Origin of the sequence: Robbsia betulipollinis (genome assembly GCF_026624755.1) — a bacterium.
Classification (GTDB): domain Bacteria; phylum Pseudomonadota; class Gammaproteobacteria; order Burkholderiales; family Burkholderiaceae; genus Robbsia; species Robbsia betulipollinis.
In genome coordinates this window covers 435,609-455,790 of the sequence record NZ_JAPMXC010000001.1, presented here as the reverse complement: position 1 = coordinate 455,790, position 20,182 = coordinate 435,609, and the positions used below count along the sequence as shown (strand labels likewise).

Sequence of the window (20,182 nt, the reverse complement as noted above, 5' to 3'; positions counted from 1 at the left end):
GGAACCGCCCATGACCCCGAAACACGACAGACCCATCGTCATCCGCCGCGGCGGACCGGTCCGTCAGAAGCCGCACGGTGGTTCGTGGAAGCTCGCGTACGCGGATTTCATGACGGCGATGATGGCGTTCTTCCTGCTGATGTGGCTGCTGGGCGCGGTCAACCCGACGCAGTTGTCGGGTATCGCCGATTACTTCAGGCAGCCGCTGAAGACCGCCATGCTGGGCGGCGCGAAGAGCAGCGACGGGTCCACCATCCTGCCGGGCGGGGGCAGTGACCTGAGCCGCGTCGATGGCGAGCGTCGCCTGTCGCACGAGCGTCTGCAGATCGTGCCGCCGCAGACGCCGAGTCCGACGACGCCGGCAAGCAGCAAGGCCGCGCAGGACGCGCCGCAGGATCAGGCCCGGGGTCAGGACAGAGAGCGGGATGGGAAGCGGGATGGGGAGCGGGACCGCAGCGAGGACGCCCGGCTGCGCGATCTGCAGGCGCATATCGAGGACGCGCTGTCGCGCAACGCCGCGCTCAAGCCGTACCGTGCGCAGATCATGCTCGACGTGACGCGCTTCGGCCTGCGCATCCAGATCGTGGATACGCAGAACCGGCCGATGTTCGCCACGGCGAAGACCAGCGTCGAGCCGTATATGCGCGACATTCTGCGCCAGCTCGGCAATTCGCTGAATGATGTACCGAACCGTATCGTGCTGGAAGGCCATACCGACGCGCAGACCTATGCCGGCGGAGAAGCGGGATACGGCAACTGGGAGTTGTCGAGCGAGCGCGCGAATGCATCGCGACGCGAGCTGGTGGCCGGCGGCATGAGCGACGGCAAGGTGCTGCGCGTGATGGGCCTGGCTGCCACCAGTCCGTTCAATCCGGCCGATGCGTTCGATCCGCGCAACCGGCGCATCAGCATCATCGTCCTGAACCGGCGCACCGAGGCGCAGCTCGGCACGGACCATGTGCGCGCGGCGACGGTGAACGATCGTGGCGATGGCGCCCAGGCGGTATCGGACGCCGCGCTGCAAGGTCTTGCCGGAGGGCGCGATTGATGGCCCCGGAAAAAGGTTTCAAGCGAATCCAGGAAACGGCTGCCGAAAGGCCCGTCGAAGGTTAATCCACCATGAACAGTGAGAAGAAAACGATGACACCGAGCGTGCTGGCGGTCGACGATTCGGTCGCGATGCGACACATCCTTGAGGCGACGCTCAACGCGGGCGGCTATGCGACGACGCTGGCCACGGATGGCCGCGACGCGCTGGCGAAGGCGCTGGCGGCGGTCGCCGCCGAGCGTCGTTTCGATCTGATCCTGACCGATCAGAACATGCCGGGTCTGAATGGCCTCGAACTGATCCGCGCGCTGCGCGAGTTGTCGCCCTACGTCGACACGCCGATCCTGTTGCTGACGACCGAAGACAGCGACGCATTCAAAGAGGCGGCGCGTGACGCCGGCGCGAGCGGCTGGTTGCTCAAACCGCTCGATCCCGGTGTGCTCACCGACGTCCTCACGAGTGTTCGCGAGGCGATGCAAGCCTGACGCTGCCAACAAACGACGGTCGGACGATGGGTCCGACCGACAACCGAATTTTTGCCCCACCGGGATGACCCACGGTTATGTCGCTCGATATCACCCAGTTCTACGAGACTTTCTTCGACGAGGCCGACGAGCTGCTCGCCGAAATGGAGCGCCTGCTGCTTGCGCTCGATGTACAGCAGCCCGATTCGGAGCAGCTCAACGCGATTTTCCGCGCTGCGCACTCCATCAAGGGCGGTGCCGCGACGTTCGGCTTCAGCGTCCTGACGGACACCACGCACGTTCTGGAGTCCGTTCTGGATCAGGCGCGCAATGGCGAGCTGACCTTGCGCACCGACATGATCGACGTCTTCCTGGAAGCCAAGGACGTGCTGGAGAAGCAGCTCCGGGCGTATCGGGACTCGGCGGGATCGGTGGAACCGGACCGGCAACTCGGCGCGGCGCTGGCGGACAAGCTCAAGGCCGTTAGCCAGGCAACCGCGCCGATCGCCGCCGCGGCGACCGTCGCCGCGGCCACCGCGGTGACCACGGCCACGACCACCGCCGCGCCCGGCGCCGCCGCGCAGCACGAGCAGAACGCCCGCGCGGCGCAGGCGGCGCAGGACGCCCAGGATGAACGGGACGCGTTGAACGATCCCGACGGCCCGCCGAACCGCGTGGTCCGTCAGTTGCAGGAAATCGCCGGCGTCGTGCCCGCTGCCCTTGCGGCCCCTGCGGCGCCGGCCGCCGCCGCGCCGACGGGTTCCGCCCTGAAGATCAAATTGATCGACGTGAGCGAAAGCGACGCGGTCCTGCTGGTCGAGGAACTGGGCAATCTGGGCAAGGTCGTCGGGCGCGAACAGGCCGGCAATCTGCTGACGGTCTGGCTCGAAAGCGACTGCGCGCCCGATGTGATCGTCGCGGTGTGCTGCTTCGTGATCAACGAAGAGCAGATCGAAATCGTGGCCGGCGCCGGCACGCCGCCCGCCAGTGCGCAGCCGGCGGCAGCGCCCGAGGTCGCCCCGGTGGCGGCCCCCGCCAGCATGATCCCCAGTGCGGCGCAGGATGCGCCGGGCAGCGCGCTCGCGGTGCCCGCGGCGGCTGCGGCGCCCGCGCCCCAGGCGGCGCGCAATGCGCCGGTCGCGGCGGCGGCGCCTGCGGCGGGACACGAAGCCGGCTCGATCCGCGTCGGCATCGACAAGGTCGACAGCCTGATCAATCTCGTCGGCGAACTCGTCATCACGCAGGCGATGCTGGCGCAGACCGCGTCGAAGTTCGACCCCGTGCTGCACGACCGCCTGTTCAACGGCTTGTCGCTGCTCGAGCGCAATGCGCGCGACTTGCAGGAAGCGGTGATGTCGATCCGCATGATGCCGATGGACTACGTGTTCAGCCGCTTCCCGCGGCTGGTCCGGGACCTGGCATCGAAGCTCGGCAAGAAGGTCGACCTCGTCACGGTCGGCCAGGCGACGGAGCTCGACAAGAGCCTGATCGAACGCATCATCGATCCATTGACCCACCTGGTGCGCAACAGCCTCGACCACGGCATCGAAACGCCCGAAGTGCGTCAGGCGGCCGGCAAGGAAGCGGCTGGGCAACTGGTGCTGTCGGCCGAGCACCTGGGCGGCAATATCGTCATCGAAGTCTCCGACGACGGCGCCGGCCTGAACCGCGAGCGCATTCTCGCGAAGGCCATGAAGCAGGGCATGGCGGTCAGCGATGCGATGAGCGACGACGAAGTCGCGCAACTGATTTTCATGCCGGGCTTCTCGACCGCCGATCAGGTCACGGACATCTCCGGACGCGGCGTCGGCATGGATGTGGTGAAACGCAACATCCAGGACATGGGCGGCCATGTGGAAGTGCAGTCGCGCAGCGGCGCGGGCACGACGACGCGCATTCTGCTGCCGTTGACGCTCGCGATCCTCGACGGCATGTCCGTCAAGGTGGGCGCGGAGACGTTCATCGTGCCGCTGAATTCCGTGATGGAATCCCTGCAGCCGAGCAACGACGAGCTGTTCACGATTGCCGGCGGGCAGGACGACGGCCGGGTGATCCGCGTGCGCGGCGAATATCTGCCGATCGTGGCGCTGCACAAGGTGTTCGGCGTGGTGGATGCGCGTACCGATCCGACCAAGGCGATCGTCATCATCCTGCAGGCGGAAGGGCGCCGCTTCGCGCTGCTGGTCGACGAGTTGCTGGGCCAGCACCAGGTGGTCGTGAAGAATCTCGAAACCAACTACCGGAAAGTCTTCGGCATTTCGGCCGCGACGATCCTCGGCGACGGCAGCGTCGCGCTCATTATCGACGTGCCGGCTCTGAACCGTTCGAGCCGCGATGATCTGTGTGGCCTGAAGGAGGCACCTGCCGCCGCCGGCCAACCTGCACACTCCGCTTAGATTTTTACTGGACCTTTAACAACATGACTGAGCTCATCAAATCCACGCGCGGCACGGCCAACCTGTCGTTGATCGAAAACACCCAGGGCGAAGGCGCCGCCAACGAATTTCTCGCCTTCACGCTGGGCGGCGAAGAGTACGGCATCGACATCCTCAAGGTGCAGGAAATCCGCGGCTACGAAGCGGTGACCCGGATCGCCAACACGCCGGACTTCATCAAGGGCGTGATCAATCTGCGCGGCGTGATCGTGCCGATCGTGGACATGCGCATCAAGTTCGCGCTGGGTACCGTGCAATACGATCACCAGACCGTCGTGATCATCCTGAACGTCGCGCAGCGCGTCGTCGGCATGGTGGTGGATGGGGTGTCCGACGTGCTGACCCTGACGGCCGCGCAGATCAAGCCGGCGCCGGAGTTCGGTTCGGTGCTGAACACCGAATACCTCACGGGCCTGGGGACGGTCGACGAGCGCCTGCTGATCCTGATGGATATCGAGCGTCTGATGACCAGCGATGAAATGGCCCTCGTCGAGCGCCTGGCCGCCTGACGTTCCCGCACGACGCGATCTTCCGCAACCAATAAAACGATATGAACAAGTTGACGATCCGGGCGACATTGACTTCGATAGTCGCCATCTTTGTGATCATGCTGGTGGGCGGCAGCGCGGTGGGTTTCTTTGCGGTTCGATCGGGCAACGCCGCCTTGCAGCAGATGACGCAGAGCGAAGTGAAGGCGGCGCGTCTCTTGTCCGAGAGCGGCGAAGCGTTGTTGCAGGCCCATGTCGCGCTGGTGCGCGCGAATATGCTGTATGCGAGCGACGTGACGGCGGATGCGAAGACGGCGCTGGGCAGCGGTCGTGAACTGCTCGACCGTTCCAGCGCGGTCTGGGCCCAGTATGTCGCGTTGCAGACCGCCGCGCATCGCGACGGCGGTGTCGCAGCGGCGAGCCAGGCGCGCGACGCGGTGCTGGATCAGGCGTTCAAACCGGAACTGGCGGCACTCTCCAACCTCGATCTGTCGACCTACGGTCTGCTGGTCACGCAAACGATGCCTGCGCTGCTGGCCGGCTATGAACACGCGATCGATGTCCTCAAGGTGGCCCAGCAGCATCACGCCGACGCCCTGATGAGCGACGCGCGCCAGCGCCTCGTCGTCCTGAATGCAATGATCGCCGCGGCGCTCGTGATCGCGCTGTTGTTCGCCACGTACGCCCTCTGGGTGCTGCGTCGGGAAGTCATCCTGCCGCTGGGCGAGGCCGCCGGCCATTTTCATCGCATCGCCGCGGGCGACCTGTCGAACGTCGTCGTGGTGCGCTCGAAAAACGAGATCGGCACGGTGTTCGAGGCGATCAACGCGATGCAGCGCGGCATGTCCGGCACGTTGCGCTCGATACGTGAGAGCGCCGGCCTGATCGACGTCGGCGCGCGGGAAATCGCCACCGGCAACACGGACCTGTCCTCCCGCACCGAAGAACAGGCGTCTTCGTTGCAGCAAACCGCGTCGAGCATGGCGCATTTGACGGAGACGGTCCGGCAGAACACCGACAACGCCCGTCAGGCCCGGCAACTCGCGGCGAACGCGTCGGACATCGCCTCGCGCGGCGGCGAGGTGGTGGGCGAGGTGGTGACGACGATGCAGGCGATCGCCGGCAGCTCGGACAAGATCGTCGACATCATCGCCGTCATCGAGGGCATCGCGTTCCAGACGAACATCCTGGCCCTGAACGCGGCGGTGGAAGCCGCGCGGGCCGGCGAGGAAGGCCGCGGTTTCGCGGTCGTCGCCAACGAGGTGCGCAGTCTCGCGCAGCGCAGCGCCGGCGCGGCGAAGGAAATCAAGAGCCTGATCGACGACTCCGCGCAGAAGGTGCATAGCGGCTCCGCGCTGGTGTCGCGCGCCGGCGACACGATGGAGGAGATCGTGCAGGCGGTACGGCGCGTCACCGACATCATGGGCGAGATCAGCGCGGCGTCCGAGGAACAGAAGGGCGGCATCGAGCAGGTGAACCAGGCCGTCACGCAGATGGACCAGGTCACGCAGCAGAACGCGGCCCTGGTGGAGGAAGCGGCGGCGGCGGCGGCCTCGCTCGAAGTGCAGACGCATCAGTTGCGTGGCGTGCTCGACGGATACCGCCTGGACACGAACGATGGCGTCACGCACCGGGCCGCGGCGCCTGCCGTGACGACCGGCCGGGCGGCGCGCGCGTCGGCGGCGCTGTCCACCATGCCGCTGCCGTCGAAAGTGGCGTCGAAGGTGCGCACGCAGGCAACGGCGGCGCGGCACGCGGTGTCTCCGGCGGGTGCGAAGGCGATGCCCGCGGTGAAGGCGGTGACAAAGGCCGTGGCGGCACGCAAGCCGGCGCTGCCTGCCGTGCCGGGTAAGACGATGGTGACGGCGCGGCCGGTGTCGGCCAGCCGGGCGGTGACGGTAGCGGCCGGGCGGGCGATCGTGCCGGTGGCGAAGATGAAGACTGCCGCCGCCGATGGCGAGTGGGAAACGTTCTGAGCAAGGAACGTTGCAAACCGTTCCCATCCCGTTTCAAGCCGTTTCAAGCCGTTTCAAATCGTTTTGACGATGTGACGCGAGGCGCGCGGCGCGCCTCGCGCTGACGGACCAACACTCTGGTCGATTGTTTTTTCAACGTGGTTTCCGGCGTACAGGACAGTGATGCGTGCTCCCGTTATTTCATCAGCCAAAGGCAGTTCTTCGGGTCATGACGCCGAAGCAGCCCGGGACTTTCCGTTCACCGCGGAAGATTTCAGCCGGATACGTACGTTGATCTATCGCGAGGCCGGCATCTCTTTGTCCGACCAGAAGCGCGATATGGTCTACAACCGTCTCGCGCGCCGCCTGCGCGGCACCGGCATCAGGACGTTCTCGGAATATCTGGACGGACTGGAACGCAGCCAGGATCCGCAGGAGTGGGAGGCGTTCACGAACGCGTTGACCACCAATCTGACGGCGTTCTTCCGCGAGTCGCATCATTTCCCGATTTTGTCGCAGCATATCGCGGCGTTGAGCCAGCCGGCGTCGGTATGGTGCTGCGCGAGCTCGACCGGCGAGGAACCCTATTCGATCGCGATGACGCTGGCCGAACTGGGCGCGAAGCAGTCCGGCGCGCGCGTGGTGGCCAGCGACATCGACACGCAGGCGCTCGCCGCCGCATCCGAGGGCGTCTATCCGGCGGATGGCGTGAAGAACATCCCGAACGCCCAGTTGCAGCGCTTTTTCCTGCGCGGCACCGGCAGCCGGGCCGGGCGCGTGCGCGTCAACGACGCGCTGCGGGCGATGGTTTCGTTCGAACATGTGAACCTGATTTCGCCGCCCTGGCCCGCGATCCAGCGCGCCGCGCCGTTCGACGTGATCTTCTGCCGCAACGTCATGATCTATTTCGACAAGCCGACGCAGGCGAAGATTCTCGAATCGTTCGCCCCGCTGCTCAAGCCGGGCGGACTGCTGTTCGCCGGGCATTCGGAGAATTTTTCGTACATGACCAATGCGTTCCGCTTGCGCGGCCAGACGGTGTACGAGCGCGTCGCCGAGGGCGCTGGCGCCGGCAAGAGCGCGGACCGAAGTGCCGCGAGCGCGGCTGGCCGGCTGGTGGGGAGCCTGGGATGAAAGGCCTGCCGCACGCGAATCATTTCTATCAGGACACGGACTTCGGCAAGCCGGGCGTCAAGTTGCTGATGAACGAGTTCTACGTGACCTCCGAGGACATGGTGCTGAACACGGTGCTGGGTTCCTGCGTGTCGGCCTGCATACGCGACCCCGGTACCGGCATCGGCGGCATGAACCATTTCATGCTGCCGGACGAGAGCGGCGACCCGTCGCGCGATTCGTCCGACGCGATGCGCTATGGCGCCTATGCGATGGAAGTGCTGATCAACGAGTTGATCAAGGGCGGCGCGCGGCGCTCGGGCCTCGAAGCCAAGGTCTTCGGCGGCGCGGCGGTGCTCAAGCGCATGCATACGCTCAATATCGGCGAGGACAATTCGCGGTTCGTGCGGCGCTACCTCGCGCTGGAGAACATCCGCATCGTCGCCGAGGATCTGGAAGGAGAACATCCGCGCAAGGTCTGCTTCATGCCGGCCACGGGCCGGGTCATGGTGCGCAAGCTGCCCCTGGACGTGCGCGTGGCCGATCCGCAGGCGCGCAGTGCGTCGATCGCGCTGGAGCAGCGGGAACGGGCGATGGCGGAGCAGATGCGCTCGCTCGGCGCACGGCACGCGGAACGGGCGTCGGGAACCGTCGAAGTGTTCGGCCGGGGCGACGCCCAGACGCGCAACGCCGCCGTGCTGGCCCGTCCGGCCGCCGTGGCGCCGCGAGTCGAACTGTTCATACGGCGCCCCGCGGCGCCGGGTGCCAAGCCTTCGGGCAAACCGGGTACCGCCGCGCCGGCCGCGGCGAAGCCCTTTCACGAGACGATGTGATGTCGACCCCCAAGATTCGCGTACTGTGCATCGATGATTCGGCACTGGTCCGCAGTTTGATGACGGAAATCATTTCCAGCCAGCCCGACATGATGGTGTGCGCGACCGCGCCCGATCCGTTGGTCGCGCGCGAACTGATCAAGCAGCACAACCCGGATGTGCTGACGCTCGATGTCGAAATGCCGCGCATGGACGGTCTCGACTTCCTCGAACGCCTGATGCGGCTGCGGCCGATGCCGGTGGTCATGGTGTCGTCCCTGACCGAACGCGGCTCGGAAATCACGATGCGGGCGCTCGAACTGGGCGCGGTGGATTTCGTCTCGAAGCCGAAGGTCGGCATCCGCGACGGTCTGCTCGATTACACGAACATCATCGCCGACAAGATCCGCGCCGCGGCCCGCGCGAAGATCCGTCCGCTCGCGGCCCGGCCTGCGGCCAGTGGCGCGGCCCCGGGCGCCGCCGGCGTGGCGCCGTTGCGCAACACGCTGGTGTCCACCGAAAAACTGATCGCGATCGGCGCGTCCACGGGCGGCACCGAAGCCATCAAGGAAGTCCTGCTGCCGCTGCCTCCGGATTCCCCGGCGGTGCTGATCACCCAGCACATGCCGGCGGGTTTCACGCGGTCGTTCGCCAAACGTCTGGATTCGTTGTGCCGGATTTCCGTCAAGGAGGCGGAGCACGGCGAACGTCTGCTGCCGGGCCATGCGTATATCGCGCCGGGCGACCATCATCTGCTGCTCTCGCGCAGCGGGGCGAACTACATCGCGGTGTTGAGCGACGCGGAACCGGTGAACCGGCATCGCCCCTCGGTCGACGTGCTGTTCAATTCGGTGGCCAGCTGCGCCGGGAAGAACGCGATCGGCGTGATCCTGACGGGCATGGGCCGCGACGGCGCGGTGGGGCTCGGGGCGATGCGCCGGGCCGGTGCCTATACGTTCGCGCAGGACGAGGCCAGTTGCGTCGTCTATGGGATGCCGCGCGAGGCGGTGGCGCTCGGCGCGGCCTGCGAGGTGGTCGGCGTGATGGCGATGGCCGAGCATGTGATGGGAAAACTCATGTCGATGGGCGAACGTGCACATCGGGTGTAAAGATTCCGACTGGCGGGCCGTTAGACACAGTAGTGGATGTACAAGCGGTCGCGCCGGACCCGATACCGGAGGCGATACCGAATTCAAGACCGGATTTCAGGACACAGAGAAAGAAACATGGACAGCTCGATGAAGATACTGGTGGTGGACGACTTTCCGACGATCCGGCGGATTGTCCGGAACCTGCTCAAGGAGTTGGGATTCACCAATGTCGACGAGGCGGAAGACGGGGCGATGGGACTGGCGAAGCTGAAGGGCGGTTCCTACGAATTCGTCATATCGGACTGGAACATGCCGAACATGGACGGCCTGCAGATGCTGCAGGCGATCCGCGCCGATGCCGCGTTGTCGCACCTGCCGGTATTGATGGTGACGGCCGAGGCGAAGAAGGAAAACATCATCGCCGCCGCGGCGGCGGGCGCCAGCGGGTATGTCGTGAAGCCCTTCACTGCGGCCACGCTCGATGAAAAGATCTCGAAGATTCGGGAAAAGATGGCCAAGGCAGGGGCGTGACATGACACATATCGATTCGAGCGTAGATCTGGACGAGCTGTTTGGCGCGCCGCCAGCGAAAGGCGAGGTCATGGCGCCGGCCGCGCCGGCCCCGGCGGCGGAGCCCGCGAAGGCGCCCGCCGCGTCGGTGGCCGCGTCGGTGGCCGTGATGGCGGCGCCCGTCGCGCATGTGGACGATGCGTCCGGGCACGATGGTGCCGCGGGCGCGGAATCGTCCGACGCCGCGGAACGCATGACCGCGCGCATCGGCGGGCTGATGCGCATGCTGCGCGACAGCATGCGCGAACTGGGCCTGGACAAGCAGGTCGAGCAGGCCGCGGAAGTCATCCCGGACGCCCGCGACCGTCTGCGCTACATCGCGACGATGACCGAGCAGGCGGCGGAACGCGCGCTGAATGCGACCGATGTCGCCATGCCGCTCGCCGACCAGCTCGGCAAGGACGCCGGCGCCCTCGACCGCCGCTGGCAGGAATGGTACGACGCGCCGCAGGATACGCAGGTGGCGCGCGCGCTGGTGGTCGAGACGCGCGGTTTCCTGCAACTGGTGCCGGCGCAATCCACGGCCATCAACCAGCAGTTGATGGAAATCATGCTCGCGCAGGATTTCCAGGATCTGACGGGGCAGGTGATCAAGAAGGTGATGGACATGGTCCATCACATCGAACAACAACTGCTGGCAGTGCTGCTGGAGAACATCTCGCCGGAACGCCGCGCGGAACTGATCTCGATGGTGGGCGGCGGGCCGAAGCCGGAAGGTCCGGGTTCGCTGCTCAACGGTCCGCAGGTCAATACCGAGGGCCGTACGGACATCGTCACCGACCAGACGCAGGTCGACGATCTGCTGACGGAACTCGGCTTCTAGGTGCGCCTCGCCGGCGGCTCCCGGCCACCGGCAGCCCACCGCCCGCGGCCGGCGACGGCCCGGCGCCATTGCTTCCGGGCGTTCGCGGGCGTCCGCTTGTTGCACCAACGCGACATTCCAGGCGGCGCGCGTCCGATTGCGCGGTCCGTCAGCCGTCATCGGCGGGCATTCTCCGCCCGCCGGACGGCCCATTCCCCCGCCCTGGCGGGGCGTGCCGCCCATTTCCGGCAAGCGCGCCCGCATGTTGTCGCCCGATCGGGCGATATAACCCCTTTTTTCCTCCCTTATCCAACGATGGTCGGTAGACGATACCGACAATAATCCATTTCGTCGGGTCGTACCTTTCTTCCGGAAAGCGACGTCACCCCGAGTGGAGAATTCCCAAAGTGGCTGAGGATAGCGATCTCGAAAAGACAGAATCTGCCTCTCCCCGGCGCCTGGAACAGGCGCGCGAGGATGGGCAGATTGCGCGTTCGCGCGAACTGTCGACGTTCGCTATGCTCGCGGTGGGGTTTGGTGGCGTGTATGTGCTCGGCGGTTCCCTGTTCGGGCAATTTCTGCAGATCTTCCGTCACGCGCTGACGTTCGACCACGTGATCGGTTTCGACGCGTCGATCGCCATGAAGCGCGCCGGCGAATCCGGCGTGCTGGCCGCCACCGCGGTCGGCCCCCTGCTGATCGCGCTGTCCCTCGTCGCGCTGGTGTCGCCGCTGGCGCTGGGCGGCTGGCTGCTGACCACCAAGCCGCTGATGCCGAACTTCGGCCGTCTCAACCCGATCTCGGGCATCGCCAAGATGTTCTCGATGCAGAGCCTGGCGCAGCTGGGCATGGGCATCGCCAAGTGCGTGCTGGTCGGCGTGGTGGCCACCGAGGTCGCGCTGCACTACAAGACGCAGGTCATCGGCCTGCTGGTCGAGCCGGTCGGCGTCGCCTTGCCGCATGCGGCGCAGATGATCGGCATGGTATGCGCCGCCACGGTCGGCTCGATGCTGCTGCTGGTGCTCGCCGACGTGCCGTACCAGCTCTGGCAGCACGCCAAGAAACTGCGCATGACCAAGGAAGAGGTCAAGCGCGAGTACAAGGAAAACGAAGGCGATCCGCACATCAAGGGCAAGATCCGCCAGCAGCAGCGCGAGATGTCGCGCCGCCGGATGATGTCGCAGGTCGCAACGGCGGACGTCATCATCACCAACCCGACGCACTTCGCCGTCGCGCTGCGCTACGCCGACGACCAGATGCGCGCGCCGGTCGTCGTCGCCAAGGGCGCCGACCACGTCGCGGCCCGGATCCGCGAACTCGCGGCCGAGCACCGCGTGCCGGTCCTCGAAGCGCCGCCGCTGGCACGGGCGCTGTACCATCATGTCGAATTGAATCGCGAAATCCCCGGCGGCCTGTACGGCGCCGTCGCGGAAGTGCTGGCCTGGGTGTTCCAGCTGCGCCGCTGGAACGCCGCCGGCGGCGACCGTCCGGAAGCGCCGCGCGATGTCGCGGTGCCGGCCGACCTCGCCGTCTCGCTCGAAACCTTGAACCGCGCTGGCGCACAGGATGACGTCACCGATGTCACCGCATCGGCTGACGCCGCCGAGGCCACCGTGCGCCTGAACGGGCCGCGTGCCGGCACCGACGCGGGAGACGCAGCATGAGCTCGCGCCTGGGTACCATGCTCGGCATGCCCGGTCTGGGCAGCACGGCCAACATGCGCGGCCTGTCGGGCCCGATCCTGATCATCATGATCCTCGGGATGATGATCCTGCCGCTGCCGGCGTTCATCCTGGATCTGCTGTTCACCTTCAACATCGCGCTGTCGGTGATGGTGCTGCTGGTCAGCCTCTACACCCAGAAGCCGCTCGATTTCTCCGCCTTCCCGAGCGTTCTGCTGTTCTCGACGCTGCTGCGCCTGTCGCTGAACGTCGCCTCCACGCGCATCGTGCTGATGGAAGGCCATACCGGCCCGGACGCGGCCGGCAAGGTGATCGAATCGTTCGGTCATTTCCTGGTGGGCGGCAACTACGCGGTCGGCATCGTCGTGTTCGTCATCCTCGTCATCATCAACTTCATGGTGATCACGAAGGGCGCGGGGCGTATCGCCGAAGTGTCGGCGCGCTTCACGCTCGACGCGATGCCGGGCAAGCAGATGGCCATCGACGCCGATCTGAACGCCGGCCTCATCAACGAAACCGATGCCCGCAAGCGCCGCATCGCGGTCGCCCAGGAAGCCGAGTTCTACGGCTCGATGGACGGTGCGTCCAAGTTCGTGCGCGGCGATGCGGTCGCGGGCCTGCTGATCCTGGTCATCAACATCGTCGGCGGCCTGATCATCGGCGTCGTGCAGCACGACATGGCGGTGGGCGCGGCGGCCACCAACTACACGCTGCTGACCATCGGCGACGGTCTGGTCGGCCAGATCCCGGCGCTGGTGATCTCGACCGCGGCCGGCGTCATCGTCTCGCGCGTGGCCACCGAGGAAGACGTCGGCACGCAGATCACCGGGCAACTCTTCGATAACCCGAAAGTACTGGCGATCACCGGCGGCATCATCGGCGGCATGGGACTGATCCCGGGCATGCCGCACTTCGCCTTCCTGTTGCTGGGCGGCGGACTGATCTTCCTGGCGCGCCGCATCACGCAGAAGGCCGTCGCGAAAGCCGCCGCCGCCGCCGCGCCGAAGCCCCTGCTCGAAGCGCCGGTGTCCGCCGATTCGGCCGAAGCCAGCTGGGACGACGTGCAGCTGGTCGACCCGCTCGGTCTGGAAATCGGCTATCGCCTGATTCCGCTGGTGGATGCCTCGCAGGAAGGCGAACTGCTCAAGCGCATCAAGGGCATCCGCAAGAAGTTCGCGCAGGAGATCGGTTTCCTGGCGCCGGTGGTGCATATCCGCGACAACCTCGAACTGCGCCCGAACGCGTACCGCATCGCCCTCAACGGCGTCGAAGTGGGCGTGGGCGATGCGTTCCCGGGGCAGTGGCTGGCGATCAACCCGGGCCAGGTCAGCGGGCCGCTGCAAGGTTCGCCGACGCGCGACCCGGCCTTCGGCCTGCCGGCGGTGTGGATCGACATCGGCATGCGCGAGCAGGCGCAACTGCTGGGTTACACGGTGGTGGACGCGGGCACGGTGGTCGCCACGCACCTGAACCACGTCGTCACCTCGCACGCCGCCGAACTGCTGAGCCGTCAGGAAGTGCAGCAGTTGCTCGACCGCATCGGCCGCGACGCGCCGAAGCTGATCGAGGACCTGGTGCCGAAGGTGATCTCGCTGACGTCGCTGCAGAAGGTACTGCAGGCGCTGCTGGACGAAGGCGTGCCGATCCGCGACATGCGCACCATTCTCGACGTGCTCGCCGAGCACGCGCCGAAGATCAACGACCCGTACGAACTGACCGCGTTGACGCGCCTGGCCCTGGGCCGCGCGATCACGCAGCAGGTCGCGCCGGGCACTACCGAGATGTCGGTCATGGGACTCGACCCGATGCTCGAGCGCGTGCTGTCGCAGGCGCTCGCCAACGGCAGCCAGGGCGGTCTCGAACCGGGTCTCGCGGCCACCCTGCTGCAGCAGACGCAGCAGGCGATCGAACATCAGCAGAACCAGGGTTTCCCGCCGGTCCTGCTGGTTCAGCACGGTTTGCGCGCGTTGTTGGCGCGCTTCCTGAGACGCAGCATGCCGCAATTGAAGGTCCTGAGCTATGCGGAAGTTCCTGATACCCGCACCGTCAGAGTCACGACCACCATCGGAGGTCAGATTTGAAAGTCCGTAAATTCTTCGCGCCGTCATCTCGAGAGGCGTTGCGCCTGGTTCGCGAGGCATTGGGCGCCGATGCCGTGGTGCTGTCGAACCGCGTGGTCGACGGTGGAGTGGAACTGGTCGCGCTGACCGAGGAAACGTTGACGGATATCGTCGACGAGCGTCAGGCACCGGCAGCGATGCCTGCGGCCCACGCGTCGGCGCCGGCCGCCGAAGCGCGCGTCGTGCCGTCGTGGCGTGACGCCGTGCCCGCGCGGGCCGCCCGTCCGGCGCCGTCGTTTCCGCAGACGCAGCCGCCAGCGGGACGTCGTGATCGCACGATCGCGCCTCCCGGCGTGCTCGCCGCGGCGAATATCGGCGAGGACGGCGCCTCGGCGCTGGCGTATGTGCATCGCGGCAACCCGGCGCCGCAGGCGCGCGCGAACGTGGCGCCGGCCTACCGGACGGCGCCCGCGGCACCTGCGCCCTCGCCGTATGACGACGTCGCCGCCTACGATGCGGATGACGAAGGCGACGATGTCTACGGAAATGGCGCAGCGCACGACCGCGACGACGGCCACTACCGCGCGCACGCCGGCGCGGCGGTGAATCCGCGCGATGTGCAGGAAGAAACGGGCGCCGTCTGGACGCCGTCGGCGCTGGCCGCGCCGCGCCAGGCGCCGGGTGCGGCGTCGCTGGCGTCTGCGGCGGCCGCGCCGATTGCCGCCCCCGCCGCGGTGCCGGTGACCGTGCCCCCGGCGGCCGGCATGCGCGCGAACGGCGCGAGCGCCTCTATCGCGGCCAGCCGTCTTGCCGCGGCGAACGTGCCGGCCGCCCCGGCCGCCCCGGCCCCCGCGGCGCCCCCCGCATCGGCGCGTTCGATCTTCGCCCGCATGTTCTCGCGGCCGTCGTTCCGCGAGCGCGTCGCGAACGCCGACGATCAGGCAGCGATCCCGGCGCGCCGCGAGCAGGCCACGGCTCCGGCGCTCTCGCAGGCCGACGAAGCGTCGGTGCTGGGTCTGGTGCGCGCCGAGCGCCGCGAGTCGCCGCAGAACGCCGGCGTGCTGGGCCTGGGCCGCGCCGAGCGCACGGACGATGACGCTTTCGTCGCGGCGCCGCGCGAAGCGCGCCGCGAGAGCGGCATGACGCCGTCGGCGGCCGCCGCCCGCGGACTCGGTTCGGCGACCGGCCCGATCGTCACGCGCCCGAGCGTCGCTCAGGAAGAACAGATGCTGGCCCGCGTCGCCGCCACGGCACCCGTGGCCCCCGTCGTCGCCACGCCCCCGGCGGCGCCGGCGCCCGTGATCGAGCCGGTGATCGAGCACGTCGTGGCGCCGGTCGCCGCGCCCGTCGTTCCGGTTGCCGCGATGGCGCCGGAAGTGGCGGTGCCGGTCGCGCCGATCGTGCCGGAAGTGGTCGCGCCGATCGTGCCGGAAGCGCTGTCGGCAGTCCAGACCGCCGCGCCGGCCGTGGCGCCCGCCACGATCCCCGCGCCGCAGGTCGTATCGCCCACCGCCCCCCTCGCCGTCGCGTCGCCGGATTCGGTGGACGCGCAGCGCAGCGTCGAATCGCGTACTGGAGCCGCCGACGTGGAAAACACCGCACCGAGTTTTGCCCCCTCGTCGTACGGCTCGCAAACGCGCGTCCGGACGAATGCCGGCATGACCCCCATGGGTCTGACGCTGCCCTTCGTCGGTGCCGCCAGTGCCCCGGCACCGGTCGTGGCGGCCGCGCCGGTCGAAGTGGTGGCGCCGGTGGCGCCGGTTGCCGCGGCGGCCCCGGTCGAAGTGGCCGCCCCGGTTGCAGTCACCGCACCGGTCGAAACGGTCGCGCCGGACGCCCCCGCGTTCACGGCCGCCGAAGTCCCCGCGCTCGACCTGTCGAGCGCGCCGATTCCGGCGGAAGTGGAAAAGGCCGTGACGCAGCCCGCGACGCCGGCACCCAGCAGCCCGCGCGCCGTTGCCGGTGAAGTGCTCTCCGAAATGCGCACGCTGTGCGGCACGCTCGGCGAGCAGCTCGCGGCGCTGGGCGAAGTCGAGCGCGAGCGCCGCGACCCGACGCGCATCGCGATGACGCGCACGTTGCTGGCCTGCGGCTTCTCCGCGCAACTGGTGCGCCTGCTGCTCGCGAAAATGCCGTCGGTCGACAACGCGGAACAGGGCATGTCCTGGGTCAAGGCCACCTTCGAGCGCAACCTGCCGGTGCTGGACAACGAGGATTCGCTGATGGAGCAAGGCGGCGTGTTCGCGCTGATGGGCCCGACCGGCGTGGGCAAGACGACCACCACCGCGAAGCTCGCCGCACGCGCGGTCATGCGCCACGGCGCCGATCGCGTCGCGCTGCTGACCACGGACTCCTACCGGATCGGCGCGCATGAGCAACTGCGCATCTACGGCCGGATCCTCGGCGTCGCGGTGCATGCCGTCAAGGACGCCGCCGATCTGTCGCTGGTGCTCTCCGAACTGCGCAACAAGCACATGGTCCTGATCGACACGATCGGCATGAGCCAGCGCGACCGGGCCGTATCCGAGCAGGTCTCGATGCTGTGCCGCACGCATCTGCCGGTGAAGCGCCTGCTGCTGCTCAACGCCACCAGCCATGGCGACACGCTGAACGAAGTGGTGCGTGCCTACGGTGCGCACGGCGAGGCGAACGGCGAAAGCCTGAGCGGCTGCATCATCACGAAGGTCGACGAATCGAACGGCATCGGCGCGGCGCTCGACACGGTGATGCGCCACCGCCTGCCGGTGCATTACGTGTCCAACGGCCAGAAGGTGCCGGAAGACCTGCGCGTCGCACGTCGCGGTTTCCTGATCGAGAACGCCTTCAGCGAACGGCAACAGGCTTCGCCCTTCCAGCCCGACGAAGACGATATCGCGCTGATGTTCGGCGCCGACGCGCACATCGCGTCATCCGCCATGACCGCTCAATCCGGTGGGGTGCATTTTGGATAAGTTCGTGACCGACCAGGCGGAAGGACTGCGCCGTTTGCTGGCCCGGCGGCCGTTGCGGGTCGTGGCGATGCTGGGCGCGAAGCAGGGCGCGGGCGCCACCACCGCGGTGATCAATCTCGCGGCGGCACTCTGCCACCATGGCAAGCGCGCGCTGGTGATCGACGAGCACGCGGTGCCCGCCGCGGGCCAGTCGACCCTGGCCGATGTCGTCGCCGGCCGGGTATCGCTCGAAAGCGCCTTCTCTTCGCTCGACGAAAGCCATGGCGCGGCGGTGCTGGCGGCCCCGCGCGGATCGCTCGCACGCGTTCCGGGCGAGGAACAACTGGCCGCGCTCGACGGCGGGGCGGATCTGGTGCTGATCGACGCACGCGTCGACGAGGACGGCGCCTTCTCGCCACTGGCCGCGCTGGCGCACGATCTGGTCGTCGTGATGGATGCGGATGCGGCATCGTTGACCAGCGCGTACGCATTGATCAAACGGTTGCACCTGTCGCATGCGAACAAGCAGTTCCGCCTGCTGTTCAACCGTGTCGCGCAGCCGAGCGATGCGCAGAACGTCTATCAGAATCTTTCCGGTGTGGCGACGCGCTACCTGGGCGTATCGCTGACGCCCGCCGGTGTGATCTCGCGCGATCGGGAGCGTATCGCCCGCGCGGCGTCGCTGGGCGTGAGCGTGGTGTCGGCCTTTCCGGCGGCGCCGGCGGCGATCGACTACCGGCGCATCGCTGCGGACATGCTGCACTGGCCCTGGCGGCCGATCGCCGCGCGCGCCGCGGCCGCGGAATCGGTCACCGACCGGCTGGGCCTGCGCCCGTCCGCGATGACGGATGCCGACCCCCGGATGGCGGGCAACCGGAATCGTGAATTGAGCCGTGAACTGCTTCATGAAGCGGGTGATGAGATGGAACGTCAAAAGAGCAAGGGCACCGTGTTCCCTTTATATGAAAAAGCCTTGTCGCGACAAGGCTATCCCGCGCACGCCGTCTGAGAGGACCCCACGATGTACACAGCAGACGGAAAGATGACGCAAAAAGACCTGGCCACCCGTTACGCGCCGCTGGTGCGCCGCATCGCCCTGCATATCGTGGCGAAGCTGCCGTCGAGCGTCGAGCTCGACGACCTGATCCAGGCGGGAATGATCGGCCTGCTCGACGCGGCCAACCGCTACAAGGGCGAGTTGGGCGCGCAGTTCGAGACCTATGCGAGCCAGCGGATTCGCGGCGCGATCCTCGACCAGTTGCGCGACAACGACTGGCTGCCGCGCAGTCTGCGGCGCTCGTCGCGCCAGGTGGAGCGGGCGGTGCATGAAGTCGAGCAGCGCGTCGGGCGCTCGCCGAGCGAATCGGAGATCGCCGCGCACCTCGAATTGCCGCTGGGCGAATACCAGGACATGCTGCAGGAACTGCATGGCAGCCAGTTGTTCTACTACGAGGACTTCGAACGCGAAGGCGGCGACGAGTCCTTCCTGGACCGCCATTGCGTCGATCGCTCGGACCCGCTGGCGTCGTTGATGGAAGGCGCTTTTCGGGAGGCCTTGATCGGCGCGATCGACCGCCTGCCGGAACGCGAGAAGCTGCTGCTGAGCCTGTATTACGAACAGGGCCTGAACCTGCGCGAAATCGGTGCGGTGATGGACGTCAGCGAATCGCGGGTCTGCCAGCTGCACAGTCAGGCCGTGACGCGTCTGCGCGCGAAGCTGCGCGAGTTCGTCCCCACGCCGGCGTGATCATGTGGCGCGGCCGAACGTTTCGAGACAGAAATCGACGAAGCTGCGCAGTTTGGGCCCCTTGAAACGGTCCGCCGGGTATACCAGGTGCATCGGCCGCGTGGGCAGGCGATAGGCGTCCATCAGCGCCACGAGCCGGCCGTGCGCCAGGTCCTCCGCGACCAGCGCGTTGGGCAGCATGGCCACGCCCAGCCCGCTCAATGCCGCGCGCCGTAATGCCTGCGCGTTGTTGACGCTCACGCGACCGCTTACGTCCACGCACCGTTCTTCGCCTGCCGGACCCTGCATCCGCCATTGCCGCTCGGTCCAGCGCCATTCGGTCCCGGCCGGATAGGTAAACGCAAGACAATCGTGCGTGGCGAGATCGAGCGGACCGGCCGGCGCGCCGCGTCGCGTCAGATAGGCCGGGGCCGCGCATATGGTCAGCCCGTAGTCCATCAGCGGACGCGCCACCAGGCTGGATGTCGCCAGCGTTCCCAGACGGATCGCGGCATCGAAGCCTTCCTCCACCAGGTCGACGATCCGGTCCGTCAGCACGACGTCCAGCCGGATCGCAGGGTGGCGCGACAGGTAGTCGTCGAGGCGCGACATCAGGTATTCGGCGCCGAAGGCGGGCGGTGCGGTGATACGCAGCGTGCCCTGCGGCGTGGCGTGCGTCGTCTCCGCCATGCGCTCGGCGTCGTTCACGAGTCCCAGAATCTCCACGCAGCGCTGGTAGTAGGCGGCGCCGAATTCCGTGAGCCCCTGACGTCGCGTGGTGCGACGCAACAGGCTGACACCGAGACGTTTTTCGAGCCAGCGCAGGTGATTGCCGACCATCGTGGTCGAGATGTCGCTCCGCTCCGCGGCCGCGGTCATGCTGCCGCTGTCGACCACGCGCACGAACACGGTCATCGCCTCGTATAGATCCATTGTGAACTCCCGGTGCAAGGTCCTTCCAGTGCGTCGCCGTTTATCCCGGCGAGCTTGTCAAAGATACTGGAAT

16 protein-coding genes are annotated in these 20,182 nt (G+C 67.3%); 15 read left to right on the top strand and 1 reads right to left on the bottom strand.

The window, feature by feature from the left end; translation table 11 throughout:
• Positions 1-10 precede the first annotated feature (10 nt).
• The 15 genes from motB to OVY01_RS01935 all read left to right on the top strand — a co-directional run bounded on the left by motB (position 11) and on the right by OVY01_RS01935 (position 19,197).
• The gene (gene motB / locus OVY01_RS02010) at positions 11-1,048 is read left to right on the top strand and encodes a flagellar motor protein MotB (RefSeq protein WP_267845253.1); all 1,038 of its coding nucleotides are present in this window, start codon (positions 11-13) and stop codon (positions 1,046-1,048) included.
• Positions 1,049-1,140: 92 nt separating this feature from the next.
• A complete protein-coding gene (locus OVY01_RS02005; protein WP_267845251.1) occupies positions 1,141-1,533 on the top strand; it encodes a response regulator in 393 nt (130 codons plus the stop codon).
• Positions 1,534-1,610: 77 nt separating this feature from the next.
• Positions 1,611-3,908 (top strand): chemotaxis protein CheW, encoded by a 2,298-nt coding sequence (locus OVY01_RS02000; RefSeq protein ID WP_267845250.1) that lies wholly within the window; start codon positions 1,611-1,613, stop codon positions 3,906-3,908.
• A gap of 23 nt (positions 3,909-3,931) precedes the next feature.
• The gene (locus OVY01_RS01995; protein ID WP_267845248.1) at positions 3,932-4,456 is read left to right on the top strand and encodes a chemotaxis protein CheW; all 525 of its coding nucleotides are present in this window, start codon (positions 3,932-3,934) and stop codon (positions 4,454-4,456) included.
• Between the two features lie 41 nt (positions 4,457-4,497).
• Positions 4,498-6,411, top strand: coding sequence for a methyl-accepting chemotaxis protein (locus OVY01_RS01985; RefSeq protein ID WP_284700729.1), 1,914 nt, complete (start codon positions 4,498-4,500; stop codon positions 6,409-6,411).
• Between the two features lie 162 nt (positions 6,412-6,573).
• Complete coding sequence (locus OVY01_RS01980) at positions 6,574-7,524, top strand: CheR family methyltransferase (protein ID WP_267845247.1); 951 nt, start codon at positions 6,574-6,576, stop codon at positions 7,522-7,524.
• The gene (gene cheD, locus OVY01_RS01975; RefSeq protein WP_267845245.1) at positions 7,521-8,336 is read left to right on the top strand and encodes a chemoreceptor glutamine deamidase CheD; all 816 of its coding nucleotides are present in this window, start codon (positions 7,521-7,523) and stop codon (positions 8,334-8,336) included. The genes OVY01_RS01980 and cheD overlap by 4 nt, the downstream gene beginning before the upstream one ends.
• Positions 8,336-9,424: a protein-glutamate methylesterase/protein-glutamine glutaminase gene (locus OVY01_RS01970; protein ID WP_267845243.1), complete on the top strand. Its 1,089-nt coding sequence runs from the start codon at positions 8,336-8,338 to the stop codon at positions 9,422-9,424. Before cheD ends, OVY01_RS01970 begins: the two co-directional genes overlap by 1 nt.
• A 117-nt stretch (positions 9,425-9,541) precedes the next feature.
• Entirely contained in the window at positions 9,542-9,937 is a 396-nt protein-coding gene (cheY, locus tag OVY01_RS01965) for a chemotaxis response regulator CheY (RefSeq protein WP_267845241.1), read from the top strand.
• A gap of 148 nt (positions 9,938-10,085) precedes the next feature.
• On the top strand, positions 10,086-10,799 hold the full coding sequence (gene cheZ / locus OVY01_RS01960) for a protein phosphatase CheZ (protein WP_267847636.1): 714 nt from the start codon (positions 10,086-10,088) through the stop codon (positions 10,797-10,799).
• Positions 10,800-11,185: 386 nt separating this feature from the next.
• Positions 11,186-12,442, top strand: coding sequence for a flagellar biosynthesis protein FlhB (flhB, locus tag OVY01_RS01955; protein ID WP_267845239.1), 1,257 nt, complete (start codon positions 11,186-11,188; stop codon positions 12,440-12,442).
• Entirely contained in the window at positions 12,439-14,541 is a 2,103-nt protein-coding gene (flhA, locus tag OVY01_RS01950; protein ID WP_267845238.1) for a flagellar biosynthesis protein FlhA, read from the top strand. The genes flhB and flhA overlap by 4 nt, the downstream gene beginning before the upstream one ends.
• Positions 14,538-17,471 carry a flagellar biosynthesis GTPase FlhF gene (flhF, locus tag OVY01_RS01945; protein ID WP_267845236.1) on the top strand — a complete coding sequence of 978 codons (2,934 nt, stop codon included), beginning with the start codon at positions 14,538-14,540 and terminating at the stop codon, positions 17,469-17,471. The genes flhA and flhF overlap by 4 nt, the downstream gene beginning before the upstream one ends.
• A gap of 4 nt (positions 17,472-17,475) precedes the next feature.
• Positions 17,476-18,459, top strand: coding sequence for a MinD/ParA family ATP-binding protein (locus tag OVY01_RS01940; RefSeq protein ID WP_267845235.1), 984 nt, complete (start codon positions 17,476-17,478; stop codon positions 18,457-18,459).
• Positions 18,460-18,471: 12 nt separating this feature from the next.
• On the top strand, positions 18,472-19,197 hold the full coding sequence (locus OVY01_RS01935; protein WP_267845233.1) for an RNA polymerase sigma factor FliA: 726 nt from the start codon (positions 18,472-18,474) through the stop codon (positions 19,195-19,197).
• Here OVY01_RS01935 and OVY01_RS01930 read toward each other — a convergent pair whose 3' ends face one another.
• Entirely contained in the window at positions 19,198-20,109 is a 912-nt protein-coding gene (locus tag OVY01_RS01930; RefSeq protein WP_267845231.1) for a LysR family transcriptional regulator, read from the bottom strand.
• Positions 20,110-20,182: the final 73 nt, after the last annotated feature.